Here is a 16,002-nt window from a genome sequence, read left to right on the forward strand (position 1 = left end):
TTATATTCTGTTACACTTGTTTTGCCTTTATCTCTGGTTAGCCGTTGGGATTTTGTCTTAAAACAAGGTAACATGCTGACATCAAAATTGTCTAAGGACTGCACAAATAATGAAAAAAACCATTTTATCTATGCTGGTTGGCTTGAGCTGTGCTTTGTCAAGCAACGCCGTTAACGCAGAAGACTTATTACAAGTATACGATATTGCAACTGCAAATGATCCTACTGTTTTACGTGCGAAGGCAAATGCGGACGCGCAGAAATATGCTCAAGACAGCGCACTCGGTGAACTATTACCTTCTCTAAGCTTAAATTTCCGTTACTCTGATACAGACACAACTGGTGCGCCTCTCTCAGAAAATGACGCAACAAGTTACCAACTGGTTGACAGTTGGAGTGACTCTTTTAGCCGTACTCTAACACTGAGCCAAACCATTTTTAACATGGGTATCTGGGAAAGCCTGACAATTGCAGAGAAACGTGCAATGCAGTCTTTAACACAATACGAGCAAGAGAAGCAAAATCTGATTGTACGCATTGCTCAAGGTTATTTCGACGTCTTAAGTGAACTTGATAAATTAGAGTTTGTGCAAGCTGAAAAACGCGCTATTGAACGTCAGCTAGAGCAAACTAAACAACGTTATGAAGTCGGTTTGACGGCAATCACCGATGTACACGAAGCACAAGCTCAATTTGACCAATCTGTGGCCAATGAGATTGTTGCAACAAATGATGTAGAAACGGCTCGTGAAACGCTTCGTACGATTACAGGTAAATACCACTCAAAGCTAAACGCTCTGAATACAGATAAATTTTCTACCGTTAAACCAAATAAAAAATCAGATGACTTTATCGGTATTGCTAAAGAGAAAAATTTAGCACTCCAAGTTGCAAAAGCATCTTTAGAAATTGCAGAAGATCAGATCGATTTAGCGCAGGCAGGCCATTACCCAACGCTTTCACTAACAGCAACTCATGGTGATTCACTTGATAACTCACCAAATAGAGAGCTAGCGCCACGTGGGGATTCTACAAACATTCGTTTGGACTTGAATGTGCCAATCTATTCTGGTGGCCGCACCGTCGCTGCTACCGATCAAGCACGCACTCTTTATGTTGCTGCAAGCGAAGATTTAGAAGCATCGATGCGTAACGTGACACGCTCAGTTATCACATCATACAACCAAGTAATGTCAAATGTTGCGACTTATCGTGCACTTGAACAAGCGGTTGTTTCAGCTGAAAGTGCATTACAAGCGACTGAAGCAGGTTTTGAAGTAGGTACCCGTACAATTGTAGATGTACTAGTTAGCACACAAAACCTATATAGGGCAAAACGAGACTTAGCTAACTTGCGTTATAGATATATTGTTTCAACGCTACAGTTAAAACAAGCGTCAGGCGAATTAAGCCGAGCAGATTTAGAAGCGATCAACAGAGGCCTTCAAGCTGCGCTTTAATTGCATTCAATATCAGATCAGCAGGTCGCTGGTCTGATATTTCCTACCATTCTCTCCCGCCACTTGAGCATCACAGCCGTTATCGATAAACTACGCTCTTTTAAAGCTGTACGAGAGTATTTCACTTGGTCCATAATCCAACATTTAAACTGCAATTTTTAGCACCTAAGTTCTGGCTAACTTGGATCGGTGTTATCGTTTTATACTCTTTGTCTTGGCTACCACAAAATATGCAATTCATGCTTGGCAGGCTGCTCGGTCGAATTGTGCATCGCTTTTTGAAAAAACGTCGCAAAATTGCAGAAGTCAACCTTAAGCTTTGCTTTCCTGACATGGACGAGCAACAACGAAATGCCATGGTATTAAAAAATATGGAAAATACCGGCATTGCCACATTCGAAACCGGCATGGCTTGGTGGTGGCCTGAATGGCGAGTTAAGCGCGCAGTCGGATCGATTTCAGGGTTAGAGCACTTTGAAACTGCACGTAACAATGGCAAAGGTGTCTTACTCCTTGTGCCGCATATGCTGCATTTAGAAATGTTAGGAAGAGTACTGGGCACAGATACTCAAGGTATTGGTTTTTATCGCCCCCATAATAACCCTCTTATGGAATATTTCATGACCAAGGGCCGATTACGCTCTAACGAATTTTTAATCGGCAAACGAGATGTAAAAGGGTTGCTCAAAGCGCTTCATAATAAAAAGGTATGCTATTACCTGCCAGATCAAGACTATGGTAGAAAGCGCTGCGAATTTGCTCCATTTTTTGCTGTGCCAGATGCAGCAACTACAACTGGTACATTGCTATTTGCTTCTAGTAAAAAGTGTGAGACATTGAGCTTAGTGGGTTTACGTGATAAACAAGGTAAATACCATATCACTATTAAGCCAGCGATGGCTGAGTTTCCAAGTGATAATGAAAATCATGATGTCACTCGAGTCAACAAGCGAATGGAGCAATCCATCATGGAAGCACCTGAGCAATATATGTGGTTACATAGGCGCTTCAAAACACGACCTGATAAAGATGCGCCTTCGTATTATTAGAAATTAATCAACGACGTCGAACTAAAATAAAATGGCTAGAAAAAATAAAAAACGAATATCGGCAATGTGGTTTTGGACTAGGCACCTTACACTAGGCGCAGTACTCGTGTGGGCAGCGTATTATTTTTTATACGGTAATATACCAAAAATGGAGTTCAAGGAAACGACAAATGCCGCGGCCCAAGGCCTATCACAGTTTTACGCTAATTATAGAAACCGCGTTAATGAACGTGACACTGAGCGGGAAAAATTTGTGATGGATATTGGTAAACCCACTTTCCCACTCGATGATGCACTCGCTCAGCGCGGGCTCGTTGTGAAGCCGACGCATCAAAGGTGGACGGGAGAAAGTCAACCTCGCCGTTTTGAGATGGGTAATACGTTAAAAAGCGTACTCACCAATTATGCAAAAAAAGAAGACATCGAACTATTTTGGTACCTGAGTAAAGATTATGTTGTAAAACAAAACTTTCGCGTTGACTCAGATTTTGTCAGTGCCCTGTATCAAGTCGGTCGTGCCATCAATGATGATTTTGAATTCGAGGTATATACCTTTTTCTGCCACCGCCAACGTGCCGCTGTGATAACAGAAAAACCCTCCGTCTTCGTGCGTGAAAATTGTCGCAGATTAACAAACTAAGTGCTGATTTTAAGGCCTACTACTGCAAGTAGGCCTGCCAAATTTCTCTAATATATTTGCTTTGCTCAGACATGAGTGAAGCATCCACTATTTTACCTGAACTATTCAAACTATTAAGATGATAATGCTCTCTTAGCTGACAATAAACTTGTGTAAGCGTACTTTTTTCATCACTACTTATGACTGATTCTTGGCTGGCCAGTTCAAAAATCCGAATATTATCCGAGTAGCGTGTTAAGGCTTTGTAGTCATAGGCGAATGCTAATACCAGATATTGTGCTAAAAATTCAATATCCGTCATACCACCCAGACCTTGCTTTAAATCAAACACAAGCGAAGAGTCCTGAGATAAATGTTGGCGCATTTTTTCACGCATTGCCACAATATCCGATTGCAACTTTGCTGTATCACGCTGCTGGCACAAAATATCATGTCGAATCGTATAGAAGCGTTTCGCCATCACTTCTTCGCCTACTATCATACGCGCCCTCACCAGTGCCTGATGTTCCCATGTCCAAGCCTGCTCACGTAAATATTGGTGATAGCTTTCAATATTAATGGCAAGTAAGCCTGAATTCCCTTCTGGCCTCAACCGGGTATCTAGTTCATATAAAATCCCCGAAAGCGTACGGGTATTAAATAAATGCATCAAACGCTGCGCCATTTTAAGATAAAACTGTCTTGAGGCGATTGATTTATCACCTGTGGTTTTGCTCTGCCCATCACAGTTATGGACAAACACCAGATCCAAATCCGAGTCGTATCCCAATTCAAATCCACCAGCTTTACCATATGCTATCACCGCAAAGCCTTTTGCTTCTGAGGTGGTCCCCTGAGGCGCACCGTACCTCGCTGTCATTTGCCCCCATGCAATATCAACGGCTTTAGCAACAATTGATTCAGCTAAAGCCGTTAAGTGATCGCTGACTTTCATAATATCTATCACCCCAGTTGCATCCGCAGCGGCTATTCTTAGTTGCTGCGTTTGCTTAAATTGACGGAGCGCTTCCATTTGCAGCTCAAGATCTTGAGGATCGATACGCAAAAAATACTGCTGGATTTCATTGTAATATGCATTGAGTGGTAGCGGACGATAAAGCACAGCAGGGTCAATAAGCTCATCTAGCAAAATAGGATATCGTGCAATCTGTTGTGCAATCCATGCGCTGTGAGAGCACAGCTTAATTAGCTGCTTAAGGGCGCCTAGATTTTCATAAAGCAGCTCTAGGTAAGCAGTACGAGAAGCGACTTTAGAGATCACGCCAAGCACACGCTCTAATACTTGCGGTGAGTTTAATGGCGTAATTTCACTGAGCACCAAAGGCATAAGCTTATCAAGCACATCGCGCCCTCGCACACCTATCTGTTTTTTGGTTATGTCGGTGTAAAAAAGATTTAAGGTGTTTTGCCACAAACTGTGCGCTTGCTCACTGAATTCGATGTCTAGGTAGCTCACATCCTGATATTCCCAAGCAGAGATAAAGCATGCTTTTAAGGTCTGCGTATCATGGGGTTCCTCACCAATCACCTGAGAAAACTCAGCCCTTATCTGGGCTTGAGCCTGTTCAAGATAATCCACCAGCTGCGCATATTCTGGCAGACCTAACAATGCGCACAATCGGCTTTGGTTCAGCGTGTCATCCGGCAAAGTTTGTGTTTGTTCGTCATTAAAAGCTTGCAAGTACTGCTCAACCCGGCGCAGTAACAAATACTGCGATTTCAATCCTGATGCGACAGAACTCGGGATCACCTCTTGTCGCGCTAATATGCCCAATGCAACTAACAGTGACGGCGTCTGCAGATCAGGTTCCCGTCCACCTCGGATCATTTGCAACGCTTGAACAATAAATTCAACCTCTCTGATCCCACCAGCACCTAATTTGATGTTATTGATCAGCCCCTTTCTTCTTACTTCTTGCGCTATCATATGTTTCATTTTGCGCAGCGATTCAATCACAGAAAAATCAATATATCGACGAAATACAAAAGGTTTGATTAACGCTTTAAACTCACCCCAATGCGGGTTTGGTTGACCGATCAAGCGCGCTTTGAGCATCGCATAACGCTCCCACTCTCGGCCTTGATCTTGATAGTAATCTTCCATCGCAGAAAAGCTCATGACCAAAGGGCCACTTTCTCCAAATGGCCTTAACCGCATATCAACCCTAAACACTTGCCCATCTGCTGTTCGCTGGTCAAGCGAAGCAATTAACTTTTGGGCCACCTTAGTATAAAAAACTTGCGCTTCGATACTGCGGCGACCACCTTGCGTCTTCACCGACAGTGGATAGGTAAATATCAAATCAATATCAGATGAAAAATTCAGCTCCTGTCCGCCCAGCTTTCCCATTCCCAAAACAAGCATAGGTAGCGGTGATTGCGCATCATCCAGTGGCATACCATTGCTTTTAGCGACTTGAGCAAATGCCCATTGATTAGCACTATCAATGAGTTGTTCACTAAGTCTCGATTGGTATTCAATGCTGTCAGCAATATCGTTACACATCACCAAATCAAGCCACATCAGTTTTAACCAAAACCGTTTGCGGTAAACTCTTAATTGAGCAAAGCACTGTGCCTCTGTTAACACTTCCAGCTCGCCGGTCAGTGCAGGATTTATATCTCGGCAATTCATCGCGTTTTCATCAAGTAACCAATCCAACCACTGTGGGTGTTGAGAGAGTATGCGATAAGCAAAGTCACTGAGTGCCAATAGCCTCAAAGCTTGTGGATTTAAAGCGTGTCCAGGAAATAGCTCAGTAGAACGCTGCTGCGCTAAAGCTGTTAACTCGGGACTTAATTGGCCTTGTTCCATAGAAAAACCTCCAGTGCTTTATGGCTCATTTGTTGTGCGATGTTATAGTAACGCTAAATAACAACAACCTTACACCGAGCATGAGTTACTTGTCTTTAGAAAACAGCAATTTTTTGACCTTTTTAAGCGGTTTATTTCTCGCCTTTGTGGCATTAATGTGTCTGAGAGTCACGGTTCAAATGCGTGCCAAAATGCATTTAAAAAAAGAGTTGGCTCAACATGACAACTTCGCGCTAGGCATTAACTATGCAGCAAAAGTTGCGGTGTTATGTGCAAGTACCGGATATTTTTTTGGTCACTTAGAGGCATTTGAATTGTCACGGTTACATACTCAGATCGTGCTACCACTTATACTGATTTGGTTATTTATCTATATTGGCCAAGCTATTCATAGGAAGTGGATCCTGTACCGCTTTAACGAGACACAAGCCATCCTCAAACAGAACGTCTGCGCAGCGCTTGTCGATTCTGGCATGCTGATTGGCAATTGCATTTTGGTACTTGGCTTGTATCACTGGTTAACGCCAAATTCACCGCAAGCACTACTTATCGTGAGCATCTGCTTTTTGTTTTTACAGGGTGTCTTTGCACTTGATAGCAAGATACGTGAATCTCGATTTGCAAGGAAAAATCAAGGCGCATCTTTACAGTATAATTTTAGTTTGGCCAATACGTCGATAGGGATCCGCTATGCTGGCAAGACGATTGGCTTAGCATTGGCTATTTATGCTGGATTACACAGCGCACCAAGCTACCCAGATAAAATCGTTGATAACCTACTCACCGTGGTCATGCATTCTATTTTTATGTGGTTTTTATTGTACGTATTTAGCCGTTTAATGGTCGTCATTGTGCTGCCAAAAGTAGATATAGGTTTAGAGGTTGACCACCAAGATAATATTGGGATTGCCTGCTTAGAATTTGCTGTTTTTTGTAGCATGGGCTATTTACTAATAAACATGTTTTCAATTTAAACGCCTAACTAGATTATGGATATCTTAATTCTGGAGACTTACGTCCTTGAAATTAGATAACTTTTTACTTGTAGACAGCAACTGGGAGTTTAGTCAGGAATTTGTCGAGTTTGTTAAATCTCTCGCCCCTGACACCCCTAGTCAATTAATTATCGCTGGCGACAATACAAAGCAGATGCTCAAAATGATGTTTAAAGATCAAATCAAGGATTACAGTTACTGTGACTTTGACAATGAAATAAGCGTCTCTGAGCTCGCCACCTATTTACATGAACACCACAAAATCCAAGGGGTGCTCATTTATGCGCTCGACTACAATCTAGCAGACGAAAAGCAAAAGTTTATCTTTAATTCACTGCACGCAGAACGTTACACCATTGAACAATTAGCCAATGGCTACGATTATCACCGAGTAAATGACGCGTTTAACAATAACCACCTGACGTGTAATTCTAGTTTAGCGGCAACCAAGCACGATACATTTAGCGAATTTGTTGTATTGAAAACAGATACCACTGATTAACGCTGTGACACCATACTCAATCATCAGTCATGTTTTCTAGACTCATGACCACGAAAACCTTAACATGAGCGCATATTCAATTGAGACGTTCAACACTATGCGAATTCCACATATTTACCAACCATCGGACTTAGTCATTAATCAACCTACGACTTTAGATGAGGATGCTGCAGGGCATATTGCACGTGTACTCAGAATGAAAGAAGGTGAACACGTCAGTCTGTTTAACGGGCAAGGTGGTGAATACTTAGCAAAGATCACCGCTATCTCAAAAAAAACTGTCGAAGTTACCCCTTTCGAATTTGTCGATAAATGCGTCGAGTCACCTCTAAAAGTTCATCTTGGTCAGGGTATTTCTCGTGGTGATAAGATGGACTTTACTATCCAAAAATCAGTGGAGCTTGGTGTCAGTGAAATAACACCATTATTTACCACGCGATGCGGTGTGAAACTCAGTGGCGAACGGCTAGCCAAAAAACATCAGCAATGGCAAAAAATTGCGATTTCTGCGGCCGAACAATCAGGGAGGAACTTCGTTCCCATCGTGCACCCGCCTATCACGTTAGAGCAATGGTTAAGTCAGCAAAGTAAAGAACTCAAACTCACTTTACACCCAAGAGCAGATCACTCTATCAAGACTTTGCCAGCTCCGGAGCAAGGTGTGCGCTTTTTAGTTGGGCCTGAGGGTGGCTTTACTGATGAAGAAATGACTAACACAACAGAGCAAGGGTTTATCGACATAAAAATTGGGCCTAGAGTGCTACGAACTGAGACCGCTGCATTAACTGTTTTAAGTGCTTTACAGTTACAGTTTGGAGATTTGGCCCTTTAAATCCGTTTATAAGCCCTCATATTATAGTAAGTTAGCAGCCAGCCATGGTGATTTGGCTGCTAAGCACTTATTCACTTACATCGAAAATAACACATAAGGTAACGGCGATGGCAGTCAAACTTGGAATAGTTTCAGATCCAATCAGTGGTTTTAATATCAAAAAAGATACCGGTTTTGCCATGATGATGGCAGCTCAACAACGTGGATTTGAGCTGTATTACATGGAAATGGACGACCTGTACATGTACCAAGGTGAAGGTCGAGCAACGGCCGCAAAAGCCCGTGTGTTTAATGATGAAAGCCGTTGGTATGAATTAGAAGATAAGCAAGACATCGCATTAAGTGACCTCGATGTGATTTTGATGCGTAAAGATCCGCCTTTTGACACTGAATATATCTACGCAACCTATATCCTAGAGCGCGCAGAATTAGCTGGTACCCTAGTTGTTAACAAACCGCAAAGCTTAAGAGATGCCAATGAAAAGCTTTTCACAGCTTGGTTCAGTGAGCACACACCTGACACACTCGTTACTCGAAGCGCAGCACAGATCAGAGCCTTTTTAGATAAACATCAAGATATTATTTTAAAACCACTCGACGGTATGGGTGGCGCCTCTATTTTTAGAGTGCAACACAATGACCCTAACATCGGTGTGATCTGTGAAACACTGACAGAGCACGGTAGCAGATTTGCGATGGCGCAAAATTATATCCCTGAAATAAAGCAAGGGGATAAACGCGTATTAGTCGTTAATGGCGAAGTCATTCCTTATTGCTTAGCGCGTATCCCACAAGGTGGCGAGACTCGCGGCAACTTGGCTGCTGGCGGTCGTGGTGAAGCAAGACCTATTAGTGACAGTGATCGCAAAATTGCTGAGGCAGTCGCACCAACTCTAAAAGAAAAAGGGTTGCTATTTGTGGGCTTAGATATCATTGGCGATAAGCTCACCGAGATCAACGTGACCGCACCGACTTGTGTTAAGGAAATTGAAGCTGCGTACGATATATCTATTATGGACAAGTTTTTTGATGCGATTGAAGCAAAACTCAACCATACTGAAAGTTAAATCATAGAAGGGGTCTCGCATGCAATCATTAGCTAATCACTTCCTTATCGCAATGCCTAACTTGCAGGACCCGATGTTCAAACGCTCCGTCACCTACATCTGTGAACATAACGAAGAAGGCGCAATGGGGTTGATAGTAAATCACCCCATTGATGTCACTGTGGGTGAACTACTCGATCAAATTGAAATCGATAATGACAAGGACAGTAGTGCTGCCGAGCAAACGGTTTTTGCTGGTGGACCGGTGCATACGGACAGAGGGTTTGTGTTACATACACCCAAAATAGGCTATGCCTCAAGTAAAGAGCTCAGCTCAGACATCATGATAACGACCTCTAAAGATGTACTTGCATCTCTGACCTATCATGATAGTCCAGATGCTTTTATCATTACGCTCGGTTATTCCGGGTGGGAAAAAGGCCAACTGGAAAAAGAAATCTTAGAGAACTCTTGGCTTATTATTCAAGCCGATCCGGAAATCATATTCAGCACGCCACCAGAAAAAAGATGGGAAAAAGCCGTCAGTATGCTGGGCATAGATATCGCACAGCTTAGCAACCAAGCAGGACACGCATAACAGAATGAGTAACAAAAAACCAAAAACCCCAAAAGGTCAACGCACCGTAATGGGGTTTGATTTTGGTACAAAAAGTATTGGTATGGCCATTGGCCAAGAAGTCACAGGTACAGCCACCAGCCTAGGCGCAGTAAAGGCAAGAGATGGCATTCCAAATTGGCCTGATATTGAGCAGCACGTTAACGACTGGAAACCCGATTTATTAGTGGTTGGCTTGCCACTCAATATGGATGGCACCAATCAACAAGTCACCTTTTCCGCAAAGAAGTTCGCTAATCGTTTGCATAACAATTACCGTCTACCCGTTGAAACACAAGATGAGCGTCTTACAACAACCGATGCCAAAGCTAGATTGTTTGACCAAGGCGGTTATCGCTCTTTAGCAAAAGATAACGTTGATGGTATGTCTGCGGTGATTATTTTAGAGAGCTTTTTTGAGCAGTTGTGGGATGAAGAGTAGTTTACTCTTTACCTTCTAACACATTTAATTGCTTATATTTAGTCAGATCAGGGAGCAATCCAGCTTGACGATATGCATCTTGGATCCTTCCCTGTTTACGCAGCTTTTTTAGACCCTTCTGCAGCGCGTCAAAAGCACGCTCACCATCTGGGTGAAGCCTTGAGACCACAAAATGGCGGCTGCTATCAAGTAACACAACCCATTTGGGATGAGACACTAGATTGATGTTCGCCAATTGAAAGTCGTTTCCTAATACGGGCATCAAGGGGATCAACATAAAATCAGCCCACTGTTTATTCACGATTTGAGCTTGGGAAGACCAGTTAGGCTCATCCACCAGCTCTTTAAGAGGCAACCGACTCAGCGTGTACCAATCGACTGGCCAACGGCTTGACGATACGGCTGTAAGCTGCTGCAAATCACTTGGTCTTTGAATGCGCTTCATTCGTTTATTATCTTTTGCATAGTAGATACCTGCAAAAAACTCGCCTTTGCGGATCACCGGATCGCTGACAAACAATTTATGCGCTTTGAGCTGCGTTTCTTCATACCAATAAGTATCAAAGCTCAATAGCTGCTTACCCTGAACAAGTAAGTTTGAATCTCGGAAATTAACATTTCCGGGGCGGTAACGAAATGGCTTGTTAAAGCCACCTAAAAGAAGTGCTTGATGTAACAGCACCATATCAATGACATCTCGACGAACGAACTGCCCACCAAAATTATCGACTTCAAGTGGTGAGCGCCCAGACAATAATGCCGTGTAATTCATATATACATCATCTCTGATGTAGATATCCACATAGTCTGATTGAGCCCAGCATATATTAACTAGGCTCAAATAATAACAAGCAATAAAGCCCAGCAGCTTAGTTTTTCTTGCTGTCCAGGCCATCAATGGTAACCCCTTGCAAAAACCCTGCACCTTTTTGCTCGTTGTTTTGCAGCTTGATCATCAAGCGTAAGTCATTCGGTGAGTCAGCATGATGTAGCGCATCGGCATAATTTATCCGTTGTGCTTTATACAGCTCAAACAGCGCTTGGTCGAAAGTCTGCATGCCCATCTCTTTAGACTTAGACATAGTTTCCTTAATTGAGCCTATGTCCCCTTTTTTAATTAACTCAGCAACCATAGGAGAATTTAATAAGATTTCAATGGCCGCAACCCTGCCCTCCCCTTTGGAAGTCGGTACCAATTGCTGAGCAACAATCGCTCTCAAATTCAGCGCCAGGTCGTATTTTAATTTATCATGCTTTTCTTTTGGCACGAGATGCATAATACGGTCAATAGCTTGGTTAGCGTTATTAGCATGCAAAGTGGCAACACATAAATGCCCCGTTTCTGCAAAACTCAGTGCATATTCCATGGTTTCTTGTGAACGAATTTCACCGATCAAAATTACGTCCGGTGCTTGACGCAAAGAGCTTTTCAGAGCGGCCTCAAAGCTTTCAGTGTCGAGCCCCACTTCACGCTGCGTAATAATACTTTTGCGGTGTTCATGTACAAACTCAATCGGATCTTCGATGGTCAGAATATGACCCCGTTGATTTCGGTTACGATAACCGAGCAATGCAGCTAAAGACGTCGATTTACCCGTACCCGTACCACCGACAAATAAAACTAAACCGCGCTTAGACATGATCACATCAGTCAATACCGAAGGTAGGCCGAGCTGATTCACATCTGGTATGTCCGTCACGATACGTCGAATGACCATACCTGCGCAATCTCGCTGCCAAAATGCAGACACACGAAAACGACCCGCATCGTTGGCAACTGCAAAGTTACATTCTTTTTCAGCATGGAACTGCTGCCTTTGAGTCTCTGACATGGCAGACTCAACCATCGCCAAAGCGCCATCGCTGTCTAATACGTCCTCATCAAGTGCACGCAACTCACCGTCAATTTTTGCACTGACTGCCAACCCAGATGAGACAAATAAGTCCGAAGCCTCTTTGTCTACCATCAACTGTAAATAATCTATTAAAGCCATACGTTAAAATCCTGCCGCACCAAACTGGTTTTTATCATGCGCTTTCGCGTGCGCATCTTGCGTTGTGATCAAACCGTGATTAACCATATTCATCAAACACTGATCCATCGTTTGCATGCCGTGTAATGCACCCGTTTGAATAGCTGAATACATTTGCGCAATTTTATCTTCACGAATTAAGTTACGAATTGCCGGCACACCGAGCATGATCTCATGAGCAGCGACACGTCCCCCGCCAACTTTCTTAATTAAAGTTTGAGAAATAACCGCTTGCAAGGACTCAGATAACATAGAACGAACCATATCTTTCTCTTCACCAGGGAAAACATCGATAATACGGTCAATAGTTTTAGGTGCTGACGTAGTATGGAGTGTGCCAAACACAAGGTGGCCAGTTTCTGCTGCGGTCATTGCTAAACGAATGGTTTCCAAATCACGTAACTCACCGACTAAGATAACATCTGGGTCTTCACGCAACGCGCTGCGCAGTGCTGCATTAAAACTATGCGTATCTCTGTGAACTTCACGTTGGTTAATTAAGCTCAACTGATTTTGATGCACAAATTCAATCGGGTCTTCAATAGTCAGAATATGGTGATGTTTTGTACTATTGATGTAATCAACCATTGCTGCAAGCGTGGTAGATTTACCTGACCCTGTAGGGCCTGTCACTAATACTAACCCACGCGGATTATCCGATATTTTTTTAAAAATATCCGGCGCACCTAAATCATCCAACGTTAATACCTGACTTGGGATAGTACGGAAGACTGCCGCAGGTCCTCGGCTGGTATTGAAGGCATTGACACGAAATCGTGCTAAATTTGGTACTTCGAACGAAAAATCCACCTCAAGATTTTGCTCATAGTCCTTGCGCTGGTTATCATTCATAATATCGTAAATTAAGCTATTTACGTCTTTCGCTTCTAAAGCGGGAATATTTATGCGACGCACGTCACCATCTACGCGTATCATCGGAGAAACTTCCGAGGAAAGGTGTAGATCCGACGCTTTATGTTGCACACTAAAGGCTAATAATTCAGTAATATCCATCTATGACTCCACTACGAGCAAATAATAATATGGTTACAATAGCAGAACGGCTAAATAACGCCTACGATCGCATCACAAAAGCAGAGCAAAATAATCAGATTTCTGATCCTGTTCAGCTCTTAGCTGTATCTAAAACGAAACCCATTGAGCTGATCCAACAAGCTTATGATGCTGGGCAGCGCTTATTTGGTGAATCTTATGTTCAAGAAGCCGTCGACAAAGTAATACATTTCAAACACTATCGAGACATTGACTGGCACTTTATCGGGCCCATTCAATCAAACAAATCTCGGCACATTGCTGAGCACTTCAGCTGGGTGCAAAGTGTTGACAGGGTAAAGATTGCTAGGCGCTTAAGTGAACAGCGTCCAACCAACTTAAAGCCGTTAAATATATTAATACAGGTAAACATCAGCGGTGATGAGAAAAAATCAGGCTGTATGCTGGGGGAGCTGTCTGAGCTCGCTGAATTTATAGAGAGCTCGAAGCAGTTAACTTTAAGAGGTTTAATGACTATCACCGCTCAAACCGATGACGAAACCCTGCAACTACAATATTTTCAGCAAATGAAAGATTGCTTTGATAAACTAAAGACCCAATATCCTAATATAGATACACTTTCTATGGGTATGAGTGGTGACTTAGAACCAGCCATCGCAGCTGGTGCCAATATGGTAAGAATTGGTACTGATATTTTTGGAAAAAGACAATAAAGGCCAAACACAGAATATGTCTAACAAAACAATTGCATTCATCGGCACAGGTAACATGAGCTATGCCATCATAGGCGGTATGCTCAAAAATGGATTCAGTGCCCAAAATATTATTGCAACTAATCGCAACCAAGCAAAGCTGGATAAAGTTGCAAGCGACTTCGCGGTTCAAACAACCAGTGATAACCTAGACGCCATTGCGCGTGCTGACGTTGTGGTGCTGTCGGTAAAACCGCAGATGATGGAAGCTCTGTGTGACTCTTTCAGGTCAGCAAACCTTGATTTACGCGATAAAATAATCATTTCAGTTGCAGCGGGTATTACTATTTCACGCTTAGAAGACATGTTGCAATGTGACACCAAACTCGTTCGCTGTATGCCAAATACTCCATCACTGGTCGGCCTCGGTGTGTCCGGACTCTTCAGCCAGGATATTGATGATCAGGAAAAAGCATTTGTTGATACGATTTTTAGCGCCACCGGTATCACGACTTGGCTCAAAGAAGAAAATCAGATCAATGACATAATTGCCGTGACAGGCTCTTCTCCTGCCTATTTTTTCCTGTTTATGCAGGCGATTGAGGAAAAAGCCCGCCAGTTAGGATTTGATGAGCAACAAGCGAGACAACTGGTGCAGCAAACTGCACTTGGCGCCGCTCAAATGGCAGTCACACAACCAGAAGTGAGCCTCGAGCAGTTGCGTGCAAACGTTACTTCTAAAGGAGGTACCACTCATGCAGCCATTGAGTCAATGAAAGCCGATCAACTTCCTCAAACCGTGGCAAGCGCGATGGATGCTTGTATTGCCCGTGCTGAAGAAATGGAAACACAAATTTAAGGACCCTCTACATGAGTGCAATGCATTTTTTAATTGAAACCGTTTTTAACCTGTTTTTAATGGTCGTGCTACTGCGTTTTTGGATGCAGTGGGCACGCGTCGACTTTTACAACCCTGTCAGTCAAGCTGTGGTAAAAGCAACCTCATTTGCAGTGAACCCTCTACGTAAAATTATCCCAGGCTTTGCTGGCATTGATGTCGCTTCTTTGGTCCTTGCATTTATCGTCGCAGGTGCCAAGCTGTCTGTATTAATGTTGGTGTTCAGTGGCTACTGGGACCCAGCAACAGCAGCGATTGGCGGACTATTGACCTTACTTAAAGAAGCCTTTAGTTTGGTTTTTTGGATTTTAATTATCCGTGCAATTTTAAGTTGGGTAGTTCAAGGATATAATCCTGCCGCAGCTGTATTCGAACAACTAACAGAGCCACTTTTACGCCCAGTAAGAAAAATCATTCCTCCTTTAGGTGGACTAGACTTATCTATCATGGTGGTGATATTTGGCCTGATGTTCTTACAACGTTTGGTCATGGATTTTATGCATTAAGCATATGTGAGTGAGGTACTATGCGAGTATATCTTTTAGCAGTCTTACTTTTAGTGATTTCCTTTACTGGCCATACTCAAGGCACAGAGTCTGGGGGCCAGTTCAAGAGATTAGGTAATTGGGAAGTGCATTACATTGCCTTTCCATCTACCTTTATCCAACCCAGTGTTGCCAAAGCATATGGTGTTGTGCGCAATGAAAATAAAGCGTTAATCAATATCTCTGTTCTAGCCACAGATAAAGCAAAAACTGCACAACAAGTACAAATATCTGGATTTGCTAAGAACTTACTAGGAAATAAAAAGCCGCTTACCTTTAAGCAGATCGTCGAGGGTGACGCTATTTATTACCTCACTCAACTTGATTATTACAATGAAGATGTTTATCGCTTTGAGCTCAGTATTCAACAAGGCAATGAACATCAAACCTTAAAGTTTCAACAAAAGTTCTACGTAGATTAAAC

General features: G+C 42.8%; 17 protein-coding genes. 13 read left to right on the plus strand and 4 right to left on the minus strand.

Features of this window, described 5'->3' with window-relative positions:
* Positions 1 to 109: 109 nt before the first annotated feature.
* From tolC to L1077_RS01065, 3 genes are all read left to right on the plus strand, one after another.
* Positions 110 to 1,459 (plus strand): outer membrane channel protein TolC, encoded by a 1,350-nt coding sequence (gene tolC / locus L1077_RS01055; protein WP_237135229.1) that lies wholly within the window; start codon positions 110 to 112, stop codon positions 1,457 to 1,459.
* 125 nt (positions 1,460 to 1,584) lie between these two features.
* Positions 1,585 to 2,508, plus strand: a complete 924-nt coding sequence (lpxL, locus tag L1077_RS01060; RefSeq protein ID WP_237135230.1) for an LpxL/LpxP family Kdo(2)-lipid IV(A) lauroyl/palmitoleoyl acyltransferase — start codon at positions 1,585 to 1,587, stop codon at positions 2,506 to 2,508.
* Between the two features lie 31 nt (positions 2,509 to 2,539).
* Entirely contained in the window at positions 2,540 to 3,148 is a 609-nt protein-coding gene (locus tag L1077_RS01065; protein ID WP_063360754.1) for a TcpQ domain-containing protein, read from the plus strand.
* Positions 3,149 to 3,167: 19 nt separating this feature from the next.
* Here the strand turns inward: L1077_RS01065 and glnE are convergent, their stop codons facing one another.
* Positions 3,168 to 5,963, minus strand: a complete 2,796-nt coding sequence (glnE, locus tag L1077_RS01070; protein WP_237135231.1) for a bifunctional [glutamate--ammonia ligase]-adenylyl-L-tyrosine phosphorylase/[glutamate--ammonia-ligase] adenylyltransferase — start codon at positions 5,961 to 5,963, stop codon at positions 3,168 to 3,170.
* 80 nt (positions 5,964 to 6,043) lie between these two features.
* Between glnE and L1077_RS01075 the strand changes: the two genes are divergently transcribed.
* The 6 genes from L1077_RS01075 to ruvX all read left to right on the plus strand — a co-directional run bounded on the left by L1077_RS01075 (position 6,044) and on the right by ruvX (position 10,396).
* Positions 6,044 to 6,937: a DUF350 domain-containing protein gene (locus L1077_RS01075; RefSeq protein WP_237135266.1), complete on the plus strand. Its 894-nt coding sequence runs from the start codon at positions 6,044 to 6,046 to the stop codon at positions 6,935 to 6,937.
* Between the two features lie 46 nt (positions 6,938 to 6,983).
* Positions 6,984 to 7,460 carry a hypothetical protein gene (locus tag L1077_RS01080; protein ID WP_063360756.1) on the plus strand — a complete coding sequence of 159 codons (477 nt, stop codon included), beginning with the start codon at positions 6,984 to 6,986 and terminating at the stop codon, positions 7,458 to 7,460.
* Between the two features lie 97 nt (positions 7,461 to 7,557).
* Entirely contained in the window at positions 7,558 to 8,292 is a 735-nt protein-coding gene (gene rsmE / locus L1077_RS01085; RefSeq protein WP_237135267.1) for a 16S rRNA (uracil(1498)-N(3))-methyltransferase, read from the plus strand.
* A gap of 107 nt (positions 8,293 to 8,399) precedes the next feature.
* Complete coding sequence (gene gshB, locus L1077_RS01090) at positions 8,400 to 9,359, plus strand: glutathione synthase (RefSeq protein ID WP_237135232.1); 960 nt, start codon at positions 8,400 to 8,402, stop codon at positions 9,357 to 9,359.
* 19 nt (positions 9,360 to 9,378) lie between these two features.
* Positions 9,379 to 9,936 carry a YqgE/AlgH family protein gene (locus L1077_RS01095; protein ID WP_063360759.1) on the plus strand — a complete coding sequence of 186 codons (558 nt, stop codon included), beginning with the start codon at positions 9,379 to 9,381 and terminating at the stop codon, positions 9,934 to 9,936.
* Between the two features lie 4 nt (positions 9,937 to 9,940).
* A complete protein-coding gene (ruvX, locus tag L1077_RS01100; protein WP_237135233.1) occupies positions 9,941 to 10,396 on the plus strand; it encodes a Holliday junction resolvase RuvX in 456 nt (151 codons plus the stop codon).
* A gap of 1 nt (position 10,397) precedes the next feature.
* Here the strand turns inward: ruvX and L1077_RS01105 are convergent, their stop codons facing one another.
* Genes L1077_RS01105 through L1077_RS01115 form a run of 3 tightly spaced genes read right to left on the minus strand, consistent with a single transcriptional unit; the run spans position 10,398 to position 13,443 of the window.
* Positions 10,398 to 11,291: a hypothetical protein gene (locus L1077_RS01105; protein ID WP_237135234.1), complete on the minus strand. Its 894-nt coding sequence runs from the start codon at positions 11,289 to 11,291 to the stop codon at positions 10,398 to 10,400.
* Positions 11,266 to 12,390: a PilT/PilU family type 4a pilus ATPase gene (locus L1077_RS01110; protein WP_211036195.1), complete on the minus strand. Its 1,125-nt coding sequence runs from the start codon at positions 12,388 to 12,390 to the stop codon at positions 11,266 to 11,268. Before L1077_RS01110 ends, L1077_RS01105 begins: the two co-directional genes overlap by 26 nt.
* Before the next feature lie 3 nt (positions 12,391 to 12,393).
* Positions 12,394 to 13,443, minus strand: a complete 1,050-nt coding sequence (locus L1077_RS01115; protein WP_237135235.1) for a type IV pilus twitching motility protein PilT — start codon at positions 13,441 to 13,443, stop codon at positions 12,394 to 12,396.
* Between the two features lie 2 nt (positions 13,444 to 13,445).
* On the opposite strand from L1077_RS01115, the gene L1077_RS01120 reads away from it, so the two are divergent.
* From L1077_RS01120 to L1077_RS01135, 4 genes are read left to right on the plus strand one after another with little or no spacing between them, the layout of a single operon-like run.
* The gene (locus L1077_RS01120) at positions 13,446 to 14,156 is read left to right on the plus strand and encodes a YggS family pyridoxal phosphate-dependent enzyme (RefSeq protein WP_237135236.1); all 711 of its coding nucleotides are present in this window, start codon (positions 13,446 to 13,448) and stop codon (positions 14,154 to 14,156) included.
* Positions 14,157 to 14,172: 16 nt separating this feature from the next.
* Complete coding sequence (gene proC / locus L1077_RS01125; RefSeq protein WP_237135237.1) at positions 14,173 to 14,994, plus strand: pyrroline-5-carboxylate reductase; 822 nt, start codon at positions 14,173 to 14,175, stop codon at positions 14,992 to 14,994.
* Positions 14,995 to 15,005: 11 nt separating this feature from the next.
* Positions 15,006 to 15,539, plus strand: coding sequence for a YggT family protein (locus tag L1077_RS01130; RefSeq protein WP_237135238.1), 534 nt, complete (start codon positions 15,006 to 15,008; stop codon positions 15,537 to 15,539).
* Between the two features lie 20 nt (positions 15,540 to 15,559).
* A complete protein-coding gene (locus tag L1077_RS01135; RefSeq protein ID WP_237135239.1) occupies positions 15,560 to 16,000 on the plus strand; it encodes a DUF4426 domain-containing protein in 441 nt (146 codons plus the stop codon).
* The last annotated feature ends 2 nt before the right edge of the window (positions 16,001 to 16,002 follow it).

It is taken from the genome of Pseudoalteromonas luteoviolacea (genome assembly GCF_021654285.1).
Classification (GTDB): domain Bacteria; phylum Pseudomonadota; class Gammaproteobacteria; order Enterobacterales; family Alteromonadaceae; genus Pseudoalteromonas; species Pseudoalteromonas luteoviolacea_J.